This is a genomic window from Rhizobium sp. PK7-22 (genome assembly GCF_056530405.1).
The window spans coordinates 1111308-1134486 of the sequence record NZ_CP096514.1; the positions used below are offsets into that span (position 1 = coordinate 1111308).

The 23179-nt window shown below is 62.3% G+C and carries 21 protein-coding genes; 19 read left to right on the plus strand and 2 right to left on the minus strand.

The genetic code is table 11. The features are described from left to right. Positions 1–48 precede the first annotated feature (48 nt). Positions 49–2694 carry a DNA mismatch repair protein MutS gene (mutS, locus tag M1E10_RS10075; RefSeq protein ID WP_499177144.1) on the plus strand — a complete coding sequence of 882 codons (2646 nt, stop codon included), beginning with the start codon at positions 49–51 and terminating at the stop codon, positions 2692–2694. On the opposite strand, the gene M1E10_RS10080 is transcribed toward mutS, so the two are convergent. Further along, positions 2624–3214, minus strand: coding sequence for an alpha/beta hydrolase family protein (locus M1E10_RS10080; RefSeq protein ID WP_499176214.1), 591 nt, complete (start codon positions 3212–3214; stop codon positions 2624–2626). The two genes, mutS and M1E10_RS10080, sit on opposite strands and share 71 nt — an antisense overlap. Here M1E10_RS10080 and M1E10_RS10085 point away from each other — a divergent pair. The 3 genes from M1E10_RS10085 to murJ all read left to right on the plus strand — a co-directional run bounded on the left by M1E10_RS10085 (position 3207) and on the right by murJ (position 8805). Continuing rightward, complete coding sequence (locus tag M1E10_RS10085; protein ID WP_499176215.1) at positions 3207–4247, plus strand: helix-turn-helix domain-containing protein; 1041 nt, start codon at positions 3207–3209, stop codon at positions 4245–4247. The genes M1E10_RS10080 and M1E10_RS10085 overlap by 8 nt on opposite strands. Before the next feature lie 146 nt (positions 4248–4393). Next, positions 4394–7237, plus strand: a complete 2844-nt coding sequence (locus M1E10_RS10090; RefSeq protein WP_499176216.1) for a [protein-PII] uridylyltransferase — start codon at positions 4394–4396, stop codon at positions 7235–7237. Next, positions 7234–8805, plus strand: coding sequence for a murein biosynthesis integral membrane protein MurJ (murJ, locus tag M1E10_RS10095; protein ID WP_499176217.1), 1572 nt, complete (start codon positions 7234–7236; stop codon positions 8803–8805). The genes M1E10_RS10090 and murJ overlap by 4 nt, the downstream gene beginning before the upstream one ends. Before the next feature lie 3 nt (positions 8806–8808). Here murJ and M1E10_RS10100 read toward each other — a convergent pair whose 3' ends face one another. Continuing rightward, the gene (locus M1E10_RS10100) at positions 8809–9243 is read right to left on the minus strand and encodes a YcbK family protein (RefSeq protein ID WP_499177145.1); all 435 of its coding nucleotides are present in this window, start codon (positions 9241–9243) and stop codon (positions 8809–8811) included. Between the two features lie 464 nt (positions 9244–9707). Between M1E10_RS10100 and trpS the strand changes: the two genes are divergently transcribed. From trpS to trmB, 15 genes are all read left to right on the plus strand, one after another. Next, entirely contained in the window at positions 9708–10772 is a 1065-nt protein-coding gene (gene trpS / locus M1E10_RS10105) for a tryptophan--tRNA ligase (protein ID WP_499176218.1), read from the plus strand. Between the two features lie 103 nt (positions 10773–10875). After that, positions 10876–11367, plus strand: coding sequence for a universal stress protein (locus M1E10_RS10110; RefSeq protein WP_499176219.1), 492 nt, complete (start codon positions 10876–10878; stop codon positions 11365–11367). A 113-nt stretch (positions 11368–11480) separates the two neighbouring features. Next, positions 11481–12047, plus strand: coding sequence for a NifU family protein (locus M1E10_RS10115; RefSeq protein WP_499176220.1), 567 nt, complete (start codon positions 11481–11483; stop codon positions 12045–12047). Positions 12048–12062: 15 nt separating this feature from the next. Next, complete coding sequence (tsaB, locus tag M1E10_RS10120; RefSeq protein ID WP_499176221.1) at positions 12063–12725, plus strand: tRNA threonylcarbamoyladenosine biosynthesis protein TsaB; 663 nt, start codon at positions 12063–12065, stop codon at positions 12723–12725. 5 nt (positions 12726–12730) lie between these two features. Further along, positions 12731–13225, plus strand: a complete 495-nt coding sequence (locus M1E10_RS10125) for a GNAT family N-acetyltransferase (protein WP_499176222.1) — start codon at positions 12731–12733, stop codon at positions 13223–13225. 38 nt (positions 13226–13263) lie between these two features. Continuing rightward, on the plus strand, positions 13264–13692 hold the full coding sequence (locus tag M1E10_RS10130) for a Fur family transcriptional regulator (RefSeq protein ID WP_499176223.1): 429 nt from the start codon (positions 13264–13266) through the stop codon (positions 13690–13692). After that, on the plus strand, positions 13692–14486 hold the full coding sequence (gene olsA / locus M1E10_RS10135) for a lysophospholipid acyltransferase family protein (RefSeq protein ID WP_499177146.1): 795 nt from the start codon (positions 13692–13694) through the stop codon (positions 14484–14486). Before M1E10_RS10130 ends, olsA begins: the two co-directional genes overlap by 1 nt. Before the next feature lie 44 nt (positions 14487–14530). Further along, the gene (gene miaB / locus M1E10_RS10140) at positions 14531–15943 is read left to right on the plus strand and encodes a MiaB/RimO family radical SAM methylthiotransferase (RefSeq protein ID WP_499176224.1); all 1413 of its coding nucleotides are present in this window, start codon (positions 14531–14533) and stop codon (positions 15941–15943) included. Between the two features lie 24 nt (positions 15944–15967). Beyond that, on the plus strand, positions 15968–17023 hold the full coding sequence (locus M1E10_RS10145) for a PhoH family protein (RefSeq protein ID WP_499176225.1): 1056 nt from the start codon (positions 15968–15970) through the stop codon (positions 17021–17023). Between the two features lie 17 nt (positions 17024–17040). Then, positions 17041–17550, plus strand: coding sequence for an rRNA maturation RNAse YbeY (gene ybeY / locus M1E10_RS10150; RefSeq protein WP_499176226.1), 510 nt, complete (start codon positions 17041–17043; stop codon positions 17548–17550). A gap of 9 nt (positions 17551–17559) precedes the next feature. Then, entirely contained in the window at positions 17560–18741 is a 1182-nt protein-coding gene (locus M1E10_RS10155; protein ID WP_499176227.1) for a CNNM metal transporter family protein, read from the plus strand. A gap of 96 nt (positions 18742–18837) precedes the next feature. Further along, positions 18838–20430, plus strand: coding sequence for an apolipoprotein N-acyltransferase (gene lnt, locus M1E10_RS10160; protein ID WP_499176228.1), 1593 nt, complete (start codon positions 18838–18840; stop codon positions 20428–20430). Between the two features lie 139 nt (positions 20431–20569). Continuing rightward, positions 20570–20989: a helix-turn-helix domain-containing protein gene (locus M1E10_RS10165; protein WP_499176229.1), complete on the plus strand. Its 420-nt coding sequence runs from the start codon at positions 20570–20572 to the stop codon at positions 20987–20989. Between the two features lie 158 nt (positions 20990–21147). Continuing rightward, the gene (gene metK, locus M1E10_RS10170) at positions 21148–22392 is read left to right on the plus strand and encodes a methionine adenosyltransferase (RefSeq protein ID WP_499176230.1); all 1245 of its coding nucleotides are present in this window, start codon (positions 21148–21150) and stop codon (positions 22390–22392) included. An 84-nt stretch (positions 22393–22476) separates the two neighbouring features. After that, the gene (gene trmB / locus M1E10_RS10175; RefSeq protein WP_499176231.1) at positions 22477–23178 is read left to right on the plus strand and encodes a tRNA (guanine(46)-N(7))-methyltransferase TrmB; all 702 of its coding nucleotides are present in this window, start codon (positions 22477–22479) and stop codon (positions 23176–23178) included. The last annotated feature ends 1 nt before the right edge of the window (position 23179 follow it).

A 23179-nucleotide genomic window follows, 5' to 3' on the forward strand; every position in this document is an offset into this window, starting at 1 on the left:
ACGGCCGCCGAACTCGCCTCGGACGAGAGCCGTGCGACGGCAACGCCGATGATGGAGCAGTACATCGAGATCAAGGCGAACAACCCCGGTTCGCTGCTCTTCTACCGGATGGGCGACTTCTACGAGCTGTTTTTCGAGGATGCGGTGGAGGCGGCCCGCGCGCTCGGCATCACACTCACGAAGCGGGGCCAGCACATGGGGCAGGACATTCCGATGTGCGGCGTGCCGATCCACGCCGCCGACGATTACCTGCAGAAACTGATCTCACTCGGCTTTCGCGTCGCCGTCTGCGAGCAGGTGGAAGACCCGGCCGAAGCTCGCAAGCGCGGCTCGAAATCGGTGGTGAAGCGGGACGTCGTGCGGCTGGTGACGCCGGGCACGCTGACCGAGGACAAGCTCCTCTCGCCGTCGGAATCCAACTACCTGATGGCGCTGGCCCGTATCCGCGGCACCTCGGAGCCGCTGCTGGCGCTCGCCTGGATCGATATCTCGACGGGCGTCTTCCGGCTGGCGGAGACGGACCAGTCGCGGCTTCTGGCCGATATCCTGCGCATCGAGCCCCGCGAACTGATCGTGCCGGACACCATGTTCCACGATCCGGAGCTGAGGCCGGTGTTTGACGTGCTCGGCAAGGTGGCGGTGCCGCAGCCGGGGGTCCTCTTCGACAGCGCCAGTGCCGAAGGCCGCATCACCCGCTATTTCGGCGTCGGCACGCTGGATGGCTTCGGCAGCTTCTCCCGCGCCGAACTTGCCGCTGCGTCGGCGGCGATTGCATATGTCGAGAAGACGCAGATCGCCGAACGGCCGCCGCTGGCCATTCCCGAGCGCGAAAGTGCTGCCTCGACACTCTTCATCGATCCCGCCACCCGCGGCAATCTGGAGCTCACCCGGACGCTATCGGGCGATCGGGAAGGGACGCTTCTGAAGGCGATCGACCGCACGGTGACCGGCGGCGGCGCCCGCCTGCTGGCAGAGCGGCTGATGTCGCCGCTGACCGATCCGGAACCGATCAATTGCAGGCTCGATTCCATCTCTTTTCTTCTCGGCGAGCCGTCGCTCTGCTCCGACCTGCGCACGGCCCTGAAGCGGGTGCCGGACATGCCGCGGGCTCTGTCGCGCCTGGCGCTCGACCGCGGCGGCCCGCGCGATCTCGGCGCCATCCTCCACGGACTTGAAGCCGCGCGGGCGGTCGTGGAATATCTCGAAAAGGCCATGCTGCCGGAGGAACTCGACCGGGCGCTTGCCGATCTGAGGGCGCTGCCGGAGGCGCTCGAGCAAGAGCTGAGCGCAATGCTGGCCGACGAACTGCCGCTTCTGAAACGCGACGGCGGCTTCCTGCGCGATGGTGCCGATGCCGAGCTTGACGAAGTGCGGGCCCTGCGCGACCAGTCTCGCCGCGTCATTGCCGGCCTGCAGCTGCAGTATGCCGAAGAGACCGGCATCCGCTCGCTCAAGATCAAACACAACAATGTGCTCGGCTATTTCATCGAGGTTACCGCCGGCAATGCAGGGCCGATGACCGACAGTGCGGAAGGCAAGGCCCGCTTCATCCATCGCCAGACCATGGCGAATGCCATGCGTTTCACCACCACCGAGCTCGCCGATCTGGAAAGCCGGATCGCCAATGCCGCGGACCGTGCCCTGACGATCGAACTCTCGGCCTTCGGCCGCATGGTTCAGGCAGTGACGGCGCAAGCCGAAGCGATCAAGAAGGGCGCCCGCGCCATCGCGGAAATCGATGTCGCCGCAGGGCTTGCGCTGCTGGCCGAAGAATGGGGCTATCACCGTCCGACGGTCGACGCGTCGCGGATGTTTGCCATTGAAGGCGGTCGCCATCCGGTTGTGGAGCAGGCGCTGCGGCGGAAATCGGACGGACCCTTCATCGCCAACGACTGTGACCTCTCGCCCTCCGGCGATGGTGAATTCGGAGCGCTCTGGCTGCTCACCGGTCCCAACATGGGCGGTAAGTCGACCTTCCTACGCCAGAACGCGCTGATCGCCATCCTCGCCCAGATGGGCTCTTTCGTGCCGGCGGCCTCCGCCCATGTCGGCATCGTCGACCGCCTGTTTTCCCGCGTCGGCGCCTCCGACGATCTGGCCCGCGGCCGCTCGACCTTCATGGTGGAAATGGTCGAGACGGCAGCGATCCTCAACCAGGCGAGCGACCGCTCGCTCGTCATCCTCGACGAGATCGGCCGCGGCACTGCGACCTTCGATGGCCTGTCGATTGCCTGGGCCGCCGTCGAGCACCTGCACGAGGCCAACCGCTGTCGTGGGCTGTTCGCCACCCACTTTCACGAGCTCACCGTGCTGTCGGAGAAGCTGAACCGCCTCTCCAATGCGACGATGCGAGTGAAGGAATGGGACGGCGACGTCATCTTCCTGCACGAGGTCGGGCCCGGTGCCGCCGATCGCTCCTATGGCATCCAGGTGGCAAGGCTCGCCGGCCTGCCGGCCTCCGTCGTTGCCCGCGCCCGTGATGTGCTGACGCAGCTGGAGGATTCCGACCGGAAGAACCCCGCCAGCCAGCTGATCGACGACCTGCCCCTCTTCCAGGTCGCCGTTCGCCGCGAGGAGCAGAAGAGAGCCGGCCCGTCCAGGCTGGAGGAGGCGCTGAAGGCGATCAACCCGGACGACATGACTCCTCGAGATGCCCTGGACGCGCTTTATGCGCTGAAGAAGCAGCTGGGGTAGCAAGCGCGGAGATGTCCTGAGCTCGCTCCCAGATCTTGAAGCTGTCGATCGGAATAGAATCGCCGGATGTCGAATGCAGGTGGTTTGGTGCTGCCACGACGAAGCCATTGCGGGCGAGTTCGGTTGAAAGCCATCCGAGCGACGCAGCATTGCCCCCGGAACCGTGCGAGAGAATGATCAGAGGAGACTTCTCGAAAACCGGCGTCGCGTGGCGGCGAGCGGGAACGCCTTGCCACAGATCGTCGGCACCAAGCGTATAGGCGTTGCCGTAGGCCTTCGCCGGGTAGGTGATGAGCACCGTCTCCGGTGTGTCGCGATGTGAGGGCTGGATCGTCATCCACTCCGTCCCGGCCTCGAATGCGAAGGTCGCAATGACGGAAGACAACAGCGTCAGGAGAAAGAGTGCGGAGGATGAAAGATTGGAAAGCATGATCTGACCTCTCGGGTTGGTGACAGGCTCAAAAGCGCCAACCGGCTCCTGCACGTCGACCCGAAACATGTTAAAGGCGTCCTTGATCACGTATGAGGTCTTCGAGGCGGCACATTTGCTCTCCATTCCCCTGCCATTCGTCGCGGGACTGCTTTTCGTACTGGTGCTCCATCGGGCGCTTCAGGGCGCGGAGGTGCCTGGCTCGCGACGTTACTTCCGTGTGTTTCTGTTCGCCTATGCTTTGCAGGGAATGATTGTCGGCCTGCGCTTCGGCTATGGGCTTGACGCCCTTGCGTTCGTTCAGCCGGTAACGGCGGCCGTCATGCCGCCGCTCGCCTATCTTGCCTTCCGCGCCCTTGCCGCCTCACCCATGAAGCCGGTCTGGTGGCATCTGGGTGCGCCCCTGTCGGTGGTCCTGGCGGTGGTCTCGCTTCCGCTGCTGGTCGACCCCTTGCTGGCGGTGACTTTCGTTGTCTATGGGATTTCGCTCTTCCGACTGACGGTCAGCGATCCGGACGCGGTAGCGGAGGCACCTCTCAATCGCGCAGTCCCGGCTCTGCGTGCTGCACGGCTGACGGCCGGGCTGATGATTTTCTTCGCTGTCACGGATACACTCGTCTCGCTGGCCGCCTCGGTCTATGGGCAGGCAGCGGTGCCCGTTGCCGTCGGTCTGCTGAACCTGGCTGCCATCGCGGTCGTCCTCGTCTATTATTTCCTGCCGGAACCGCAGTCGCCATTGGCGCCGGTTGTCGCGGCGGTGGATGACGAGCCTTCATCGGATGACCGTTTGCTGGTGGCGAAGGTGGAAGCCGCGTTGGAGCGCGACAAGCTTTACGGCCGTGAAGATCTGAGCTTGGCACGTCTCGCCCGCAGCGCCGGCCATCCGCCGCGTGATGTCTCTGCCGCAATCAATCGGGTGACGAGCCTGAACGTCTCGCAATTTGTCAACAATCGGCGCATCAGCGAGGCTTGCCGCCTGCTCCAGGAAACCGACAAGCCGTTGACCACGGTGATGTTCGACTCCGGTTTTGGCACAAAATCAAACTTCAATCGCGAGTTTCGCAGGGTAACCGGGACCAGCCCCTCCCAATGGCGGCGAGGCGCAGGGGACAAGTCCGGATAAGATGGCGGCAAATCGGCATGAACAGGCCTTTTGGGGACCCGAGTTCCTGGCCGCACACGAAGTGTGAACACCCTTCAGCGATAAACATTGTCCAGCATCCCTCGGAGCGGATATAGGCTGCCCGGGGTTGGCATTAGCAGGACGACATGGCGACAGACGTGAACGACTTCACCGACATTCTCGATGTGGACCAGTTGCGGGCACAGTGCCAAGCGGTGGTCAAGGACGACAGCCAGACGATACTGGAGATGCGTGCGGCGCTGCTCGCGATCCTGCGCAAGGCAAGCACCGAAAGCCGCAGCACAATCCGCAGCCTGCTCGACAAGGACGGCGGCGGGCTTGCCTGCGCACGGCGGTTGTCATGGCTGCAGGACCAGCTGATCCAGGTTCTGCACGAGACGATCGCCGAGAAAGTCCAACCGGAAGCGGCGCGAGTCGCCATCGCCGCTGTCGGCGGTTACGGACGCGATACGCTGGCGCCGGGCTCCGATATCGATCTTCTCTTCCTGCTGCCGGCGAAGAACTCCGAGGCGATGCGCAAGGCCGTCGAGTTCCTGCTCTACGTGCTCTGGGATATGGGCTTCAAGGTCGGCCATGCCACCCGCACGGTCGAGGAATGCATCCAGCTTGCCAAGACCGACATGACGATCCGCACGGCGATCCTGGAAAGCCGCTACATCTGCGGCGACGAGGCCCTGGTCGCGGACCTGGAGAGACGCTTCGATACGGAGATCGTCGCCGGTACCGGTCCTGAGTTCGTGGCGGCAAAGCTTGCCGAGCGCGACCAGCGCCACCAGAAGGCGGGTGACACCCGGTATCTGGTCGAGCCGAACGTCAAGGAAGGCAAGGGCGGCCTGCGCGACCTCCACACCCTCTTCTGGATCTCGAAATACTACTACCGGATTCGTGACGCCCAGGAGCTAGTCAAGCTCGGCGTCCTGTCGCGCCACGAGTGGAAGGTCTTCCAGAAGTCGGACGATTTTCTCTGGGCCGTGCGCTGCCACATGCACTTCCTGACCGGCAAGGCAGAGGAGCGGCTGTCCTTCGACATCCAGCGGGAGATTGCTGAAAGCCTCGGCTATCACACGCGTCCGGGCCTGGCGGCCGTCGAACGCTTCATGAAGCACTACTTCCTGGTCGCCAAGGATGTCGGCGACCTGACCCGCATCTTCTGTGCAGCTCTGGAAGACGAGCAGGCCAAGGAGGCGCCCGGGCTCAAGAACGTCATTTCCCGGTTCACCAAACGCGTCCACAAGATCCCCGGCACGGTGGACTTCGTACAGGATCGCGGTCGCATCACGCTCGCCGATCCCGATGTCTTCAAGCGCGATCCGGTCAATATCATCCGGCTCTTTCACGTTGCCGACATCAACGATCTGGAATTTCACCCGGACGCCCTGAAACGCGTGACGCGCTCCCTGTCGCTGATCAACGACGAGGTGCGCGAGGACGAGGAGGCCAACCGCCTGTTCCTGTCCATGCTGACCTCGCGGCGCGCTCCGGAGCTGATGCTGAGGCGGATGAACGAGGCGGGCGTGCTGGGACGGTTCATTCCGGATTTCGGGCGGATCGTCTCGATGATGCAGTTCAACATGTATCACCACTATACGGTGGACGAGCACCTGCTCCGTTCGGTGGAGGCGCTGTCGGAGGTCGATCAGGGCAAGGCTGCCGACATTCACCCGCTGGCCAACAAGCTGATGCCCTCGGTCGAGGAACGCGACGCGCTCTACGTCGCGGTGCTGCTCCACGACATTGCCAAGGGGCGTCAGGAGGACCATTCCATTGCCGGCGCCCGCATTGCCCGCAAGCTTTGCCCGCGCCTCGGTCTGAACGCCAAGCAGACGGAACTGGTGGTCTGGCTCATAGAAGAGCATCTGATCATGTCGATGACCGCCCAGACCCGCGATCTGCATGACCGCAAGACCATCACCGACTTTGCCGAGAAGGTGCAGTCGATGGATCGGCTGCGGTTGCTGCTGATCCTGACGATCTGCGACATCCGCGCCGTCGGCCCCGGCGTCTGGAACGGCTGGAAGGGCCAGTTGCTGCGCACCCTCTATTACGAGACGGAGCTCCTGCTCTCCGGCGGCTTCTCGGAGGTCTCGCGCAAGGAGCGGGCGAAGCACGCAGAGGAGGAGCTTTTCCAGGCCCTGTCGGACTGGAGCCAGAAGGATCGCCGCGTCTACTCGACGCTGCATTACCAGCCTTATCTGCTTTCGGTCGCCCTCCACGATCAGGTTCGTCACGCACACTTCATCCGCGAGACCGACCGCGCCGGGCATGTGCTGGCGACCATGGTGCGCACGCACTCCTTCCACGCGATCACCGAAATCACCGTGCTCGCGCCGGACCATCCCCGGCTGCTGTCGATCATTGCCGGCGCCTGTGCGGCGGCGGGCGCCAATATCGCGGATGCCCAGATCTTCACGACGACCGACGGCCGGGCGCTGGATACGATCCTGATCAACCGCGAGTTTGCGATCGACGAGGACGAGACGCGCCGGGCGGCAACGATCGGCAAGATGATCGAGGACGTGCTGTCGGGCAAGAAGCGGCTGCCCGAGGTCATTGCCACCCGTGCCAAGGGCAAGAAGCGTAACAAGACCTTCCAGATCCCGCCATCGGTCATCCTTTCGAACGGGCTGTCGAACAAGTTCACGGTCATCGAGGTCGAGTGCCTCGACCGGACCGGCCTTCTGGCGGAGATCACCGCCGTGCTGGCCGACCTGTCCCTCGACATCCACTCCGCCCGCATTACGACATTCGGCGAAAAGGTCATCGACACCTTCTATGTCACCGATCTTCTGGGATCGAAGATCACCAATGAAAACCGCCAGGGCAGTATCACGGCTCGGTTGAAGGCGGTGATGAGCGAGCAGGAGGACGAGCTGAGGCGCGGCATGCCGTCGGGCATCATCGCTCCAGCACCGGCACCCAATCGACGTGCACAACCGGCACAGCGCCGGCCAAAGGCGGCAGAAGCATGAGCCTCGTCAGAAAATTCGCGACCGTCGGCGGCGCCACGCTGGGCAGCCGTCTCTTCGGCTTTGCCCGTGAGACAATGATGGCTGCGGCTCTCGGGACCGGCCCAATGGCGGACGTCTTCTATGCCGCCTTCCGCTTTCCCAACCTGTTCCGGCGCCTGTTCGCGGAAGGCGCCTTCAACGCCGCCTTCGTGCCGCTCTTCTCCAAGGAGATCGAGACCAATGGCGTGGATGGCGCCAGGCGGTTTTCCGAGGAGGTTTTCGGCGTCCTCTTCTCCGTGCTGATGCTGATCACCATCGGCATGGAACTGGCCATGCCCTGGCTGGTCGACTGGATCATTGCGCCAGGGTTCGCCGATGATCCGGAGAAGTCGGCGCTGACCGTCCGGCTTGCCGCGGTGATGTTCCCTTATCTGATGTGCATGTCGCTAACGGCCATGATGAGCGGCATGCTCAACTCGCTGCACCATTTCTTCGCGGCAGCCATAGCGCCCGTCTTCCTGAACATCGTGATGATTGCCGCCCTTGGCTACGCCTGGTGGAGCGGCGCGGATGCATTGCTGACGGCCTGGTATCTATCTTGGAGCGTTCTGATAGCCGGTGTGTTGCAGCTCGCCGTAGTCTACTTCGGCGTCCGCCATGCGGGCATCAGGATCGGCTTCCGGCGGCCGAGAATGACGCCGAACGTCAAGCGGCTTCTCGTTCTTGCCGTGCCGGCGGCCATTACCGGCGGCGTCACGCAGATCAACCAGGTGATCGGCCAGGCCATTGCCTCAACCAAGGAGGGAGCCATTGCCGCGCTTCAGTATGCCGACCGGATCTACCAGCTGCCCCTGGGCGTGGTCGGCGTCGCGGTAGGGGTCGTGCTGCTTCCGGAACTGTCGCGCGCGCTGAAGGGCGGGCACATGAGGGAGGCCGCGGGCATCCAGAACCGCTCGCTCGAATTCGTGCTGTTCCTGACGCTGCCGGCGGCGGCGGGCCTCTGGATCCTGTCCGAACCCATCATCCGCGTGCTCTACGAACGCGGTGCATTCTCGGCGGAAAATTCCGCAGTCGTGGCCTCGATCCTGGCGGTATACGGGATCGGCCTGCCGGGCTTCGTGCTGATCAAGGCGCTGCAGCCCGGGTTTTACGCGCGCGAAGACACCCGCACGCCGATGCGCTTCACGATTGTATCGGTGGTCGTCAACTCTGTCCTGGCGATCGCGCTTTTCCCGATCCTTGCCGAACAGGGGATTGCCACAGCTGAAGCCACTGCTGGCTGGATCAACGCCACGCTTCTCTTTTCCACGTTGCTCTGGCGAGGTGACCTGCCGTGGGAATGGGCCCTGCTGAGGCGGACACTGCTTCTCCTGGTCTCGACGGGCCTGATGGCGACGGCACTGGTCTACGCCCTGCCATACGCGGCGCCATGGCTCGCGCCGGAGGTGCCGCTCCTCCAGCAGGTGGCCGCACTGGCCTGCCTCCTGGTCTTCGCAATGCTGGTTTATTTCCCGGTCGCCTTTATCATCGGCGGCGCTGATACCGGAATGATCCGCAGGAACCTCAAGCGCAAGTCACCAAAGGTCTGAGGCCTATTTGCGGCGACCGCAGTGGTTCCAGCGACGCTTGGGGCCAATATCGACATGAACGAGACCATTGCAGTATCGTCCAATCCCGCCAATCCCCGGCGCGGACGCTGCTGCGGCAAGAATGGTCTTCTCCGAAACCCCTGGCACCCGGATATCGGCCGCGTAGCAGTGGCTATGCTGCGAGCGGCCCGAACGGGGTCTGTGCCCGGAGGTGACCATGGGCTTCTTGCCGGTCTGGACCGCAATATGGGCCAGGATCGCCTTTAGCTTGCTCGGAAAGCAACTCGTCCTGACGCTTACTCGCTGAACCGTATAGGCAGCGGTGTAATCATGCTTGAAGATGTTGCCACGACGCTTCTGGCTGCTGTCGGCTTCTGCAATCCCGCCCAGGCTGAGCGAGAGAAGAGAGGCAAGCGCGACACGATAAACAATGCGCATGGTATCCCCCACGGTGGGCCCGGGTTCATCCAGGCCGGTTTTGGTGTGGCGGAAAATCGTTTCAGAAGATGGCGCAAATATGGAGGTTTGTTGCTGGCTCCAATGGTTAAGTCTTTGCTGCAATGCATCCTGTGGGCGGGAAAGTCGATCCCACCGGGTAGAACATTCCAAAGTTCCTTACGAATCAGGCTGATCCGAATTGATAGGAAGCTATGCAGAAGTGCGAGGAAAAGCCCGCTCCTTGCTCTGAAAATATGCAGGAAAGCCGCTTCAAAAGCGTCTGGCGAAGCAGGCGCACCGCCGACCAGCTCGAAATGTGACGAAAATAAGACGAGATCGCGTGATTGAGGCCGTGGCACGACCCTCGCCTCTACTTGATCGGGCCCACGCCGGCGTGCATAAGCGCCGTCGTTAGCAACATGGCCTTTCGGCCTGGGGCCTTCCACAAGCCTATTGAGGACATCATGACCACCTTCCAGCCGCTCGTCTTCTCGGGCGTCCAGCCGACCGGGAACCTGCACCTCGGAAACTATCTCGGCGCCATCCGCAAATTCGTGGCGCTGCAGGAGAACAACGACTGCATTTATTGCGTCGTCGACCTGCATGCCATCACCGCCCAGCTCGTGCACGACGACCTGCGCAACCAGATCCGCTCCATCGCGGCCGCGTTCATTGCGTCGGGCGTCGATCCGGTCAAGCACATCGTCTTCAATCAATCGGCCGTTCCGCAACACGCGGAACTCGCCTGGATCTTCAACTGCGTGGCGCGCATCGGCTGGATGAACCGCATGACGCAGTTCAAGGACAAGGCCGGCAAGGACCGTGAGAACGCCTCGTTGGGCCTGCTCGCCTATCCGAGCCTGATGGCTGCGGATATTCTTGTCTACCGGGCCACCCATGTTCCCGTCGGCGACGACCAGAAGCAGCACCTCGAGCTGGCTCGCGACATCGCCCAGAAGTTCAACATCGACTTCCAGCAGAAGATCCGGGAAACCGGCGCGGGTGTGGACATGGTTGTCGGCGAAGAACCGATCCACGGCTATTTCCCTTTGGTCGAGCCGCTGATCGAGGGTCCGGCGCCACGCGTCATGTCGCTGAAGGACGGTACGAAGAAGATGTCTAAGTCCGACCCGTCGGACCTGTCGCGCATCAACCTGATGGACGATGCCGAGACCATTCTGAAGAAGATCCGCAAGGCCAAGACCGATCCCGATTCGCTGCCAAGCGAGGTCGAGGGCCTGAAGGGGCGTCCGGAAGCCGAAAATCTCGTCGGCATCTATGCCGCGCTCGCCGACCGCACGAAGGACGACGTCCTCCAGGAGTTTGGCGGACAGCAGTTTTCCGCCTTCAAGCCGGCGCTTGCCGATCTTGCCGTTCACGTGCTGTCCCCCATCACGGAGGAAATGCGCCGCCTGATGGGCGATACGACCCATATCGACGCCATTCTGCGCGACGGCGGGGAAAGGGCGAGGGCAAGGGCCGAGAAGGTGATGGCGGAAGTCTTCGACATCATCGGGTTCCTGCGCTGATCGTGTCTGATGGCTGCAGTGGGGCCGGTTTTCATTTCCCGGCTTTGGTATAAATTCCGCAACTCGGCCCGTTGGGTCGAGATCGGGGAGGAAGAGATCTGCCATGGTATCGAAACGACTTTCGCGCCTCGAAGGGCATCGCCGCAAGTTCATGGCCATCATCGACGGCACGCCCGAATGTGAGCGCGCCGTTCACTATGCAGGGCGGCGCGCCAAGAACTCCAACGGCGGGCTTGTTCTGCTGTTTGTCATTCCGGAAGGGGATTTCCAGCAGTGGCTCGGCGTAGAGGCGATCATGCGCGCGGAAGCCCGTGAGGAAGCCGAGGCCATCATGGCAAAGGCGGCCCAGAAGGTGCGCGAGAGCATCGGAACCGATCCGGAAATTGTCATTCGCGAGGGCAACGCGACGGAAGAGATCAATGCCTTGGTGGAGGAAGATCGGGATATCGCGATCCTCGTTCTCGCGGCAGCCTCTGCAAAGGAAGGGCCGGGCCCTCTGGTTTCGGCCATTGCCGGCCGTGGCGCAATCTTCCCGATCCCCGTCACCGTTCTTCCAGACAGCCTCACGGATGAGGAAATCGATGCGCTCTGCTGACCGGCCTTGACGGAGGTTTTCCGAAGGCGCACTTGAACGCAAAGATGATTGGGATTATCTTCTTTGGAAGAATTCTAAAGTGAAGGTGCCATTCGGCCCTCAGGAGATGCAAGATGTTCATCCAGACCGAGGCAACGCCGAACCCGGCGACCCTGAAATTCCTGCCCGGCAAGGTCGTCATGGAGAAAGGCACCGCCGATTTCCGCAACACCGGCGAAGCTGACGCATCGCCCTTGGCGTCGCGCCTGTTCGCGGTGCCCGGCGTGACCGGCGTTTACCTGGGCTATGACTTCATCACCGTTACCAAGGACGTTGGCGAGTGGCAGCACATGAAGCCGGCAATTCTCGGCTCGATCATGGAGCACTTCATGTCCGGCCAGCCGGTCATGGGCGGCGGCACCAGCACGGCCGAGATTTCCGACGAAGAGGGCGAGTTCTACGACGCAGGCGACGAGACGCTCGTTGCCACCATCAAGGAACTCCTGGAGACCCGCGTTCGTCCGGCCGTTGCGCAGGACGGTGGCGACATCACCTTCAAGGGCTTCAAGGACGGCACGGTCTATCTCAACATGAAGGGCGCCTGTTCCGGTTGCCCGTCCTCGACTGCGACGCTGAAGCACGGCGTCCAGAATCTGCTTCGCCACTTCGTGCCGGAAGTGCAGGCGGTCGAAGCGCTTTAAGGCTGCCCTCGGCGGATGATAATCTTGGCAATCGATACGGCCGGGGTGGATTGCTCCGCTGCGGTCTTTGACAGCGACACCGGTCAGGTTCTCGCTGCCGTCACCGATATGATCGGCAAGGGCCATGCCGAAAGGCTTATGGCCGTGATCGACGAGGCGCTGTCGCAGGCGGGTCGAGACCTGAGCGAAGTCGGACGGATCGCTGTCGTGATTGGCCCCGGCTCGTTCACGGGCATCCGCGTGGGCGTCGCGACGGCAAGGGGCCTTGCCCTGGCCCTCGGCGCCGAATGCGTCGGCGTTACCACGCTCGAAGCACTTGCACTTGGATATCTCGAAGGAAATCCGCGAAGGCCTGTCGTCGTCGCGATGGATGCCAAGCGCGGCGAACTCTACGTTCAGGCCTTTGCCGCCGATGGCAGCCCTTTGGGTGATCCGGTGGCCATGTCGCCTGGGGAAACTGCCGCACTGGTGGCCACCCTGTCTGCCGATTTGAGCGGATCAGGGAGACCCTTGGTGCTCGGCGCGTCTACAGAGGCCTCGGGCGGCGACCGCTTCGACATCGCGACGGTCGCCCGCTTGGGTGCGGCGAAAGTCGCGGGTGCATCGAAGCCCAAGCCGCTGTATCTGCGGGGGCCGGATGCCAAGCCACAAACTGGCTATGCACTTGCCCGGGCTTAAGTTCGATGATCGACGCCTATCTGCAATGGAAGCCCTTTTTCGAAATCGTCCCCTGGCTGCCCGACGACTGCTTTGAGGCGTCCCTCCTCCATGGCCAGCGCTTCCCACGGCAATGGAACGACGGCGAATTCCTGAGCCTCCTCCTGCAGCCGAACGTCTTCGGCTTCGTGGCCCGCCAGACGAACGCGTTTTTCTCGCGGCCGATCGGCGGCTTCGTTCTGGCCCGCGAGACTGCGGGTGAGGCCGAAATCCTGTCCATCGCGGTGTCGGCAAAATTCGGCAGGTCCGGGCTGGGCTGGCGTCTGATGCAGGCGGCCCTGCGCGAGGCGAGCCAGCGTGGAGCCGAGGTGATCTTCCTGGAGGTGGAGGCAGCCAATGAGGCTGCGGTCGGGCTCTACCGCAAACTGAGTTTCCAGACGGTTGCGGAGCGTCCGGCCTATTATTCCAACTCCGATGGGACGAAGTCCGCAGCGCTTGTCATGAAGCGCGATCTTCGCTAGTTCCAACGAACTGTGAACTGAGTGAAGGCGGCAACGTCATGACAGATCTTTCCCACACGCTGGAGGAACTGTGCGCCGTAAAGGGCATGCGCATGACGGATCAGCGCCGCGTGATTGCCCGCATCCTGCAGGAGTCCGACGACCATCCGGACGTCGAGGAACTGTACCGGCGCTCGTCCAAGGTCGATCCCCGCATCTCCATCTCCACCGTCTATCGCACGGTGAAGCTGTTCGAGGACGAGGGAATCATCGAGCGGCATGATTTCCGCGATGGTCGCTCGCGCTATGAGACGGTTCCGGAAGAGCACCATGATCACATGATCGACGTGAAATCCGGCACCGTCATCGAATTCCACTCCCCGGAGATCGAGGCGCTGCAGGAGCGTATCGCGCGCGAACACGGCTTCCGTCTCGTCGGTCATCGCCTCGAACTCTACGGTATCCCGCTGGACAAGGACGACGCTTGATCACCTGGCTGCGGATCGGGTTCGTCGTTGTTGCGCTGGCCATCGTCACGCTGGCGCTGTTGCCGTTTCAGCTGGTGGCGCTCGCCCTCGACCTGAAGATCCGGCGCTACATCCCGCGCCTCTGGCACCGGGCCGCCTGTGGGCTCCTCGGCATCCGCATTCACGTACATGGCCGGTTGGAGAAACGTCGCCCGGTCATGCTTGCGGCAAACCATGCCTCCTGGAAGGACATTCTCGTCCTCGGTGCGATTGCGGACGTCACCTTCATCGCCAAGTCGGAGGTGGCGAAATGGCCGGTGTTCGGGCCTCTGGCCAAGCTGCAGAAGACAATCTTCGTGGCCCGCGAAGACAAGCGCAAGGCCGGCGCCCAGGTGACGGAGATCGCCGAGCGGTTGGCGGACGGCGAGATCGTCGTTCTGTTCCCGGAGGGAACCACCTCCGACGGCAACCGGCTCCTGGACATCAAGTCTTCGCTCTTCGGCGCGGCGGCTGCGGCCGTCCCGCATGTGCCGGGCAATATTGTTCACGTCCAGCCGGTCGCCATCGCCTATACCCGCGTTTATGGCATGGCCATGGGCCGCTACCATCGCCCCATCGCCGCCTGGCCTGGCGATATCGAGCTCGTCCCGCATCTGATGGGCGTGCTGAAGGCGGAAGCCATCGATGTGGAGGTTTCCTTCGGCGAAACGGTGGAGTTCAGGGCGGGAGACAATCGCAAGCTTCTGAGTGCGAACGTGGCAGCGCAGATCCGCCGCATGCTGCTCGCCTGCCTGCGCGGCCGCGACTACGGCTAACTGGACACTTCTAATGCAGCCCATCTTGCGGTAAAGAGCCGCCTATGAGCACCGATACCGTGATCCCCACTTCTCCTGCTGAAAACCCGGCTGGCGCCCCCACGCGCAAGGTCTTCATCAAGACCTATGGCTGCCAGATGAACGTCTATGATTCCGCCCGCATGGGCGATGCGCTGGCCAGCGAAGGCTATGTGCCGACGGAGGAGATGGGCGAGGCGCACCTGATCCTCCTCAACACCTGCCATATTCGTGAGAAGGCGGCCGACAAGGTCTATTCCGCGCTTGGCCGCCTGCGCGACATGAAGAAGGCGCGCAACGCCGCAGGGCAAGAACTGATGATCGGCGTTGCCGGCTGCGTGGCACAGGCCGAAGGCGAAGAGATCCTGCGGCGTGAGCCGTCGGTGGACGTGGTGATCGGGCCGCAGACCTATCATCGGCTCCCGGACGCATTGAGGCGCGCCCGTCTGGGTGCGCGAGTCGTCGACACGGACTACGCGGTCGAGGACAAGTTCGAGCACCTGCCGGCCGCCGGCAAGGCCAGCATCCGCGCCCGGGGCGTGACCGCCTTTCTCACCGTCCAGGAGGGGTGCGACAAGTTTTGCACCTTCTGCGTCGTCCCCTATACCCGCGGTGCCGAGGTGTCCCGGCCACTGCGCCAGATCCTCGAGGAAGCAGCGCGCCTGGCCGACAGCGGCGTGCGCGAGATCACCCTGCTTGGCCAGAACGTCAACGCCTGGCGTGCCGAAGGCCCCGACGGGCGCGAATGGGGTCTGGGCGACCTCCTGTACAGGCTGGCCGAGATCCCGGGTCTGGCGCGGCTGCGCTATACCACCAGCCACCCGCGCGACATGGATGACCGGCTGATCGAAGCGCATCGCGACCTGCGGGCTCTGATGCCCTACCTGCATCTTCCGGTGCAGTCCGGCTCCGACCGCATCCTGAGAGCGATGAACCGTCGTCACACGGCAGCCGAGTATCTGCAGCTGATCGAGCGGATCCGGGCGGCAAAGTCCGACATCGCCATGTCTGGCGATTTCATCGTCGGCTTTCCCGGCGAGACAGATGCGGATTTCGACGAGACGCTGCGGCTGGTCGAGGCCGTGAACTATGCCCAGGCGTATTCGTTCAAGTATTCGACCCGTCCCGGAACGCCCGGTGCCGATCTGCCGGACCAGGTGCCCGAGGATGTGAAGGTCGAACGCCTCGAAAGACTTCAGTCGCTGCTCTTGAAACAGCAGGCCGCGTTCGCCAAATCATGCGTTGGAAAGGTCGTCGATCTGCTGCTCGAGAAGCCGGGCCGGATGCCCGGACAGCTGATCGGAAGATCGCCTTGGCTTCAGTCTGTGAATGTTGATGCAAAAACATCGCAGATCGGTGACATTATTCCGGTACGAATCATTGGCACTGGCCCGAACAGCTTGTTTGCAGAGCCGACGCAGGGTCTAGTAGCAGTTTGAAGCATCTGGCGGGAGCTTGCCTAGTTGAACGGACACGAACTGGTTTCCTCACCCGCACGCCAACCCCAAACGGCTGCGACCGACTCCAACCACTTCGTACTCACGTTCGAGAACAACAGGTTCGCCAGCGAGCTTTTCGGACAATTTGATCAGAACCTGAAGCTGCTCGAGCAACGGCTTCACGTGGATGCCCGCGCTCGTGGCAATTCCGTCACGATTTCCGGTGACGTGACCGCGACCAGCCAGGCGCGCCGGGCGCTGGATTATCTTTACGACCGTGTGCAGAAGGGTGCGAGCGTGGAAGCTTCCGACGTTGAAGGTGCGATCCGTATGGCCGTTGCAGCCGACGATCAGCTGCAGCTGCCGACGCTGGAGCGCAAGGCCAAGCTGTCGATGACCCAGATCTCGACGCGCAAGAAGACGATCGCCGCCCGTACGCCGACGCAGGACGCCTACATGCGCGCCCTGGAGCGCTCGGAGCTTGTCTTCGGCGTCGGTCCTGCCGGTACCGGCAAGACCTATCTGGCCGTTGCCCACGCCGCTCAGCTTCTGGAGCGCGGCGCCGTCGATCGCATCATCCTTTCTCGTCCAGCCGTGGAAGCCGGCGAGCGTCTCGGCTTCCTGCCGGGAGACATGAAGGACAAGGTGGATCCCTATCTGCGTCCGCTCTACGACGCGCTCTATGACATGATCCCGGGCGACAAGGTCGAGCGCGCGATCACCGCCGGCGTGATCGAGATTGCGCCGCTCGCCTTCATGCGTGGACGCACCCTCGCCAATGCCGCGGTCATCCTCGATGAGGCGCAGAACACCACCTCGATGCAGATGAAGATGTTCCTGACCAGGCTTGGCGAGAACGCCCGCATGATGATCACCGGCGACCCGAGCCAGGTGGATCTGCCGCGCGGTGTCAAATCCGGGCTTGTCGAGGCGCTGCATATCCTGAAGGGTGTCGAAGGCATCTCCGTTGTGCGGTTTACCGATGCCGACGTGGTCCGCCATCCGCTGGTGGGACGGATCGTCCGCGCCTATGATTCCCAGTATGCCGTGCATCAGGAAAGCGAGGAGGCCGACCGCTAGCTGCGGTCGCCATTTGCATGCCCCAACTGGACATACAGATCAGCGTCGATGACCAAGGATGGCCCGCAGAGGATGAGCTGCAGGGCCGCGTCGAGAAAGTTCTATTAGCCGCCGCGCACTATCTGGCGGAGACGGAAAGACAGCCGTATCCGGCGCATCCTGTGGAGGTTTCGCTCGTCTTCGCAAACGACGAAGCGATCCGCGAGATCAATGCGGAGTGGCGCGGCAAGGACATGGCGACCAATGTTCTGTCCTTTCCGGCTTACCCTCTGCAGCCGGGTGGTATGCCGGGACCGATGCTGGGAGACATCGTCGTGGCGCGTGAGACCGTGGAGCGGGAAGCCGCCGACTTGGATAAGTCTCCTGAAATCCATTTGACCCACCTTCTGGTGCATGGTTTCCTGCATCTGTTCGGCTATGACCACACAGAGAATGACGAAGCCGAAAAGATGGAAGCGTTGGAGACTCGCATTTTGGCCACGCTTGGCCTATCTGATCCCTACGCGGGACAAGACCCGATCACCTAGCTTGGAACAATGAACGACTTTTCGACGACAACTGCCCAAGAGGGCAAGGACGGTTCGGACAACGCTTCGGAAGAAGGCAGTAGTCCGCAACGGTATGAAAACTCCCGCAGCCAGTCTTCCTTCTGGGGCCGCGCGCTGCGGCTTCTGAGGCCTTCGCAGGGCGAGCGCCTCCGTGAGGATCTGGCCGACGCGCTGATGACGGACGCCAATGTCAGCAGTGCGTTTTCGCCCGAAGAGCGGGCGATGCTGCACAATATCCTGCGCTTTCGAGAGGTCAGGGTCGAGGACATCATGGTGCCGCGCGCCGATATCGAGGCCGTCGACATGACGATGACCCTCGGCGAGCTGATGATTTACTTCGAGGAAACCGGTCGCTCGCGCATGCCCGTCTACTGCGACACGCTCGATGATCCGCGCGGCTTCGTCCACATCCGGGACCTCCTGTCCTACCTTGCCAAGCAGGCGCGCAACAAACGGCGGTCGGTCCCTCGTGCCGCGCCCACCGCCGCGACGGCACAGCCCATGCCGATGGCCAATGACAAAGCGGAAAAGCCGAGCCGTGTGCCCAAGGCCGCTTTCGATCTGGGTCGTGTAGACCTGACCAAGACGGTTGCCGAAGCCGGGCTCATCCGCAAGATCCTGTTTGTGCCACCCTCGATGCTTGCCTCTGATTTGATGCAGAGCATGCAGGCTGCGCGCACCCAGATGGCCCTGGTGATCGACGAATACGGCGGAACCGACGGACTGGCCTCGCACGAGGACATCGTCGAAATGGTCATTGGCGACGTCGAGGACGAACACGATGATGACGAGGTCATGTTCTCCCAGGTCGGCGAAGACATCTTCGTCGCCGACGCCCGTGTTGAACTCGAAGAAATTTCTGCAGCTATCGGGTCCGATTTCGACATCCGCGACCAATTGGACGATGTCGATACGCTCGGAGGCCTGATCTTCTCTGCGCTCGGGCGCATTCCGGTGCGCGGCGAGGTGGTTCAGGCGGTGCCGGGCTTCGAATTCCATATTCTGGAAGCAGACCCGCGTCGCATCAAGCGCGTGCGGGTTGTCCGCAAACGCACGCTTGCGAGACGGCGTCACGTGAAGGGGGAGCCGGAGTATATTGCTCCTGAAGCCACTGTCACACCGACCGCTCCAGTGCCGGCCGCCGCCGGTGCCGGCGAGCAGCGGCATTGAGCGTCATCAGCCTCTTCTTTGCCAGCCGGACGACAGACGACGCAATTTTTGCAAGACTCCGGTCCTGATTCGGGTGCGCGAGGGGAAGGGGACCTGATGGAGCGGCTTGCGGGGAAGGTCATGCTTCTGTGGGGTGTCCCGCGGCTCGTGCTGGCGCTTGCGGCCGGTGGCTTTGGCGCGCTGGCCTTGCCGCCCTTCGGACTATTCGGCTCTCTCTTCATCTCCTTCACGCTTCTCGTCTGGTTGATGGACGGGCTGGCATCCCATCCCGACAGTGGCCTGCTGGCACGGCTACGATCGGCCTTTTTCCTCGGATGGCTGTTCGGGTTCGGCTATTTCGTCGCCGGTCTCTGGTGGCTCGGCAATGCTCTTCTGGTGGAAGCTGACCAGTTTGCCTGGGCGCTGCCCCTGGCAGTATTCGGCCTGCCGGCGTTCCTTGCATTGTTTTACGGCCTGGCAACGAGCCTTGCAAACCTGCTGTGGTCGGACAGTTTGGGTCGCCTGGCGGCCCTTGCAGCCGGTTTCGGGCTGACCGAATGGCTGCGCAGCTTTCTGGCCACGGGTTTCCCCTGGAACGCCATCGGCTATGGCGCCATGCCGATCCCGTTGATGATGCAGTCGGCCGCCGTCATCGGCGTCTTTGGTGTGACGACGCTTGCCGTTTTCGTGTTCTCCGCGCCTGCCCTGTTCGGAACCCGCCGCGGATTGCGCACCGGCCTTGTCATCGCGAGCCTGCTCTTTGCAGCCCATCTCGGCTACGGTGCCTACCGGTTGACGACCGTCGACACGACGCCGGATGAGACCGGAACTGTTGTTCGCCTCGTGCAGCCGGTTCTCGATCAGTCGCGAAAGCTGGAAAACACAGACCGCGCCGAAATCTTCGAAGAGCACCTGGCGCTCTCCGCACTGCCGCCGCAGGTGGGCGACCGCAGGCCTGACGTCATCGTCTGGCCGGAAACATCGGTGCCCTTCATCCTGATGGAAAACCAGGATGCGCTCGCCCGGATAGCCGAGGTGCTGCAGGATGGACAGATACTGATCGCTGGTGCCGTGCGGGTCGAATATGCCGCTGCGGGAACTGCGCCGAGGTATTACAACTCGGTTTACGCGATCGACTCCGACGGCCAGATCCTGGGTGCATCAGATAAGGTCCACCTGACGCCTTTCGGCGAATACGTGCCCTTCGAGGACTGGTTGATGGATTGGGGCGTGGACAGTCTGGTTGCGCTTCCGGGCGGCTTCACGGCAGCCGCAACCCGTTCCCTGCTGACGCTGCCGAACGGCACGGCCCTTTATCCGCTGATCTGTTACGAAGCGATCTTCCCGGGCGAGATCAGTGAAGAGATTAACAAAGCCACGGCCATCCTCAACATCACCAACGACGCCTGGTTCGGAGACACACCGGGTCCCTATCAGCATTTTCAGCAGGCGCGTCTCCGGGCAGTGGAAACAGGAGTTCCGCTGATCCGCGATGCCAACAGTGGCATCTCTGCGGTCGTGGATCCTCTCGGTCGGGTCGTCACCGGCTTGGCGTTTAACCGGAAAGGCGTCGTTGATTCGCGTGTCCCGGAAAGAACGGCACGGCTCTGGGACAGTGCCGCCCGCGAAATTCATCATTGGTTAATACTGTTATCCATGTTCTTGATTGCATGGCTTGCTCGCAGGGGTTTAAAATCCGCGGCGAATTGACCCAAAACCCCTAAAATTGCATAGTGGACTTCATAAATTTCATGAAGGTGTTGTTTGTATTTAGTCACGGATTAGCCACAGACGCTTGAGCATCATCAGCAAAACCGGTTCATTGATATCAACTTGTCAGGACGCAATGATGATTGAGAATAAGAAGAAGCCGAACCCGATCGACATCCATGTCGGAAGTCGGATCCGGCTTCGTCGGACGATGTTGGGAATGAGCCAGGAGAAGCTGGGGGAAAGCCTCGGCATCACTTTCCAGCAGATCCAGAAATACGAGAAGGGTACGAACCGCGTCGGTGCGAGCCGGCTGCAGAATATCTCGAGCATTCTCAACGTGCCGGTGTCCTTCTTCTTCGAGGACGTGCCCGGTGACCATTCCGCCAAGCAGGGCGGCATGGAGGAGGCGTCGAGCTCCAATTATGTGGTGGATTTCCTATCGTCCTCCGAAGGGCTTCAGCTGAACCGCGCCTTCGTGAAGATTTCCGATCCCAAGGTTCGTCGGCGTCTTGTCGACCTGGTCAAGGCCCTGGCTGCCGAGGCCGATGCTGAGTAACGGTCCACACTCTCTGAAAGGCGGCTCTCGAGCCGCTTTTTTTGTGCCTGAAATAATCACAGGTACGATTTGAGATATAAAGATATATTTATGCGCTTGTCTTTGACTGAGTGAGCCACTAACACATTGGCTGTTATTTCTTTGAGGGGAATCCCGGAATGCGCGATAATTATCTCTTCACCAGCGAGTCGGTGGCAGAAGGCCATCCCGACAAGGTTTGCGACCGCATCTCCGACGAGATCGTCGATCTGGTATACCGCGAGGCGGGGAAATCGGGGACGGATCCATGGTCGGTCCGCATTGCTTGCGAGACCCTTGCCACCACCAACCGCGTGGTGATCGCCGGTGAAGTGCGTCTGCCGGCAAGCCTGATGAAGAAGGACAAGGATGGCAAGGATGTCATCAACCCGTCCAAGTTCAAATCAGCCGCACGCAAGGCCATCCGGGATATCGGTTACGAGCAGGACGGCTTCCACTGGAAGACCGCCAAGATCGACGTTCTCCTGCATTCCCAGTCCGCTGACATTGCCATGGGCGTGGACAGCGCCGCCGACAAGCAGGGTGACGAGGGTGCTGGCGACCAGGGCATCATGTTCGGCTATGCCTGCAAGGAAACCCCGGACCTGATGCCGGCGCCGATCTACTACTCTCACAAGATCCTTCAGCTTCTTGCGACCGCTCGCAAGACGGGCGAGGGCGACGTCGGCAAGCTCGGTCCGGACGCCAAGAGCCAGGTGACGGTGCGCTACGAAAACGGCATGCCTGCCTGCGTCGACTCCATCGTCCTCTCGACCCAGCATCTCGACGAGACCTGGGATTCCAAGAAGGTCCGCTCGGTTGTCGAGCCTTACATCCGCGAAGCTTTCGGCGAGCTTCCGATCGCCGACGACTGCAAGTGGTACATCAACCCCACCGGCAAGTTCGTGATCGGTGGCCCGGACGGCGATGCCGGTCTCACCGGCCGCAAGATCATCGTCGACACCTACGGCGGCGCAGCACCCCACGGCGGCGGCGCCTTCTCCGGCAAGGACACGACCAAGGTCGACCGTTCCGCCGCCTATGCCGCGCGCTACCTCGCCAAGAACGTCGTGGCCGCGGGTCTCGCCGACCGTTGCACGATCCAGATCGCCTATGCCATCGGCATTGCCCAGCCAGTATCCGTCTACGTGGATCTGCACGGCACCGGCAAGAATGTCGTCGAGGATCAGGTCGAGGCCGCCATCCGCAAGGTCATGGATCTGTCACCCTCCGGCATCCGCCGCCATCTCGACCTCAACAAGCCGATCTACGCCAAGACGGCAGCCTATGGTCACTTTGGCCGCAAGCCGGGTCGCGATGGCTCCTTCTCCTGGGAGAAGGTGGATCTGGCAAAGCCGCTGAAGGATGCGGTGAAGGCCGCCTGATTGGTCTTTACGGAACCTGCATGAAAACTGTAAAGCGGGTGGCTCGCAGAGCCGCCCGCTTTTTCAATTTTGAAAGACCCGCCTATGACCGACCAGCAGCGCCCAGGCCGCGCGACCGAAGCCTTTTTCGGGCGTCGCAAGGGAAAACCGCTCCGGGACCGCCAGGCGGAAGGCCTGGCGGTGGTTCTGCCGGCCTTGAAGCTTGATCTCGATGCGGCTGCTCCTGCCCGGCTGGAGCAGCTCTTCCCGGTGCCGGTCGCGGAGATACGCCTGGAAATCGGCTTTGGCGGCGGCGAGCATCTGATCCATCGCGCCGAGGAATGCCCGCAGACCGGCTTCATCGGCGTCGAGCCCTTCGTCAATTCCATGGCAAAGCTCGTGGGGAGGGTGACGGAGCTGGGGCTGAAGAACATTCGCCTCTACGACGATGATGCCACGCAGGTCCTGGATTGGCTGCCCGCAGGCTCGGTCGACCGCATCGACCTGCTCTATCCCGACCCCTGGCCGAAGCGGAAGCACTGGAAGCGACGCTTCGTCTCCCAGGTCAATCTGGAGCGGTTCCATCGGGTGCTGAAGCCGGGCGGATTGTTTCAGTTCGCCTCGGACATTGATACCTACGTCAACTGGACGCTGATCCATTGCAGGGATCATGGCGGGTTCGAATGGCTGGCGGGGCAGTCGTCGGATTGGCTGACGCCGTTTGCGGGGTGGCCTGGCACGCGATACGAAGCCAAGGCTCGCCGGGAGGGGCGTTCGTCCGCCTACCTCTCATTCCGCAAGATCTGAT

Bases quoted from the DNA above. Each gene is read 5' to 3' on its own strand.
- tsaB (WP_499176221.1), top strand. From the start codon at position 12,063: ATGATAATCTTGGCAATCGATACGGCCGGGGTGGATTGCTCCGCTGCG.
- M1E10_RS10090 (WP_499176216.1), top strand. From the start codon at position 4,394: ATGGCGACAGACGTGAACGACTTCACCGACATTCTCGATGTGGACCAG.
- M1E10_RS10125 (WP_499176222.1), top strand. From the start codon at position 12,731: ATGATCGACGCCTATCTGCAATGGAAGCCCTTTTTCGAAATCGTCCCC.
- mutS (WP_499177144.1), top strand. From the start codon at position 49: ATGATGGAGCAGTACATCGAGATCAAGGCGAACAACCCCGGTTCGCTG.
- M1E10_RS10155 (WP_499176227.1), top strand. From the start codon at position 17,560: ATGAACGACTTTTCGACGACAACTGCCCAAGAGGGCAAGGACGGTTCG.
- miaB (WP_499176224.1), top strand. From the start codon at position 14,531: ATGAGCACCGATACCGTGATCCCCACTTCTCCTGCTGAAAACCCGGCT.
- lnt (WP_499176228.1), top strand. From the start codon at position 18,838: ATGGAGCGGCTTGCGGGGAAGGTCATGCTTCTGTGGGGTGTCCCGCGG.
- murJ (WP_499176217.1), top strand. From the start codon at position 7,234: ATGAGCCTCGTCAGAAAATTCGCGACCGTCGGCGGCGCCACGCTGGGC.
- M1E10_RS10110 (WP_499176219.1), top strand. From the start codon at position 10,876: ATGGTATCGAAACGACTTTCGCGCCTCGAAGGGCATCGCCGCAAGTTC.
- M1E10_RS10165 (WP_499176229.1), top strand. From the start codon at position 20,570: ATGATTGAGAATAAGAAGAAGCCGAACCCGATCGACATCCATGTCGGA.
- ybeY (WP_499176226.1), top strand. From the start codon at position 17,041: ATGCCCCAACTGGACATACAGATCAGCGTCGATGACCAAGGATGGCCC.
- trpS (WP_499176218.1), top strand. From the start codon at position 9,708: ATGACCACCTTCCAGCCGCTCGTCTTCTCGGGCGTCCAGCCGACCGGG.
- M1E10_RS10115 (WP_499176220.1), top strand. From the start codon at position 11,481: ATGTTCATCCAGACCGAGGCAACGCCGAACCCGGCGACCCTGAAATTC.
- trmB (WP_499176231.1), top strand. From the start codon at position 22,477: ATGACCGACCAGCAGCGCCCAGGCCGCGCGACCGAAGCCTTTTTCGGG.
- M1E10_RS10100 (WP_499177145.1), bottom strand. From the start codon at position 9,243: ATGCGCATTGTTTATCGTGTCGCGCTTGCCTCTCTTCTCTCGCTCAGC.
- metK (WP_499176230.1), top strand. From the start codon at position 21,148: ATGCGCGATAATTATCTCTTCACCAGCGAGTCGGTGGCAGAAGGCCAT.
- M1E10_RS10130 (WP_499176223.1), top strand. From the start codon at position 13,264: ATGACAGATCTTTCCCACACGCTGGAGGAACTGTGCGCCGTAAAGGGC.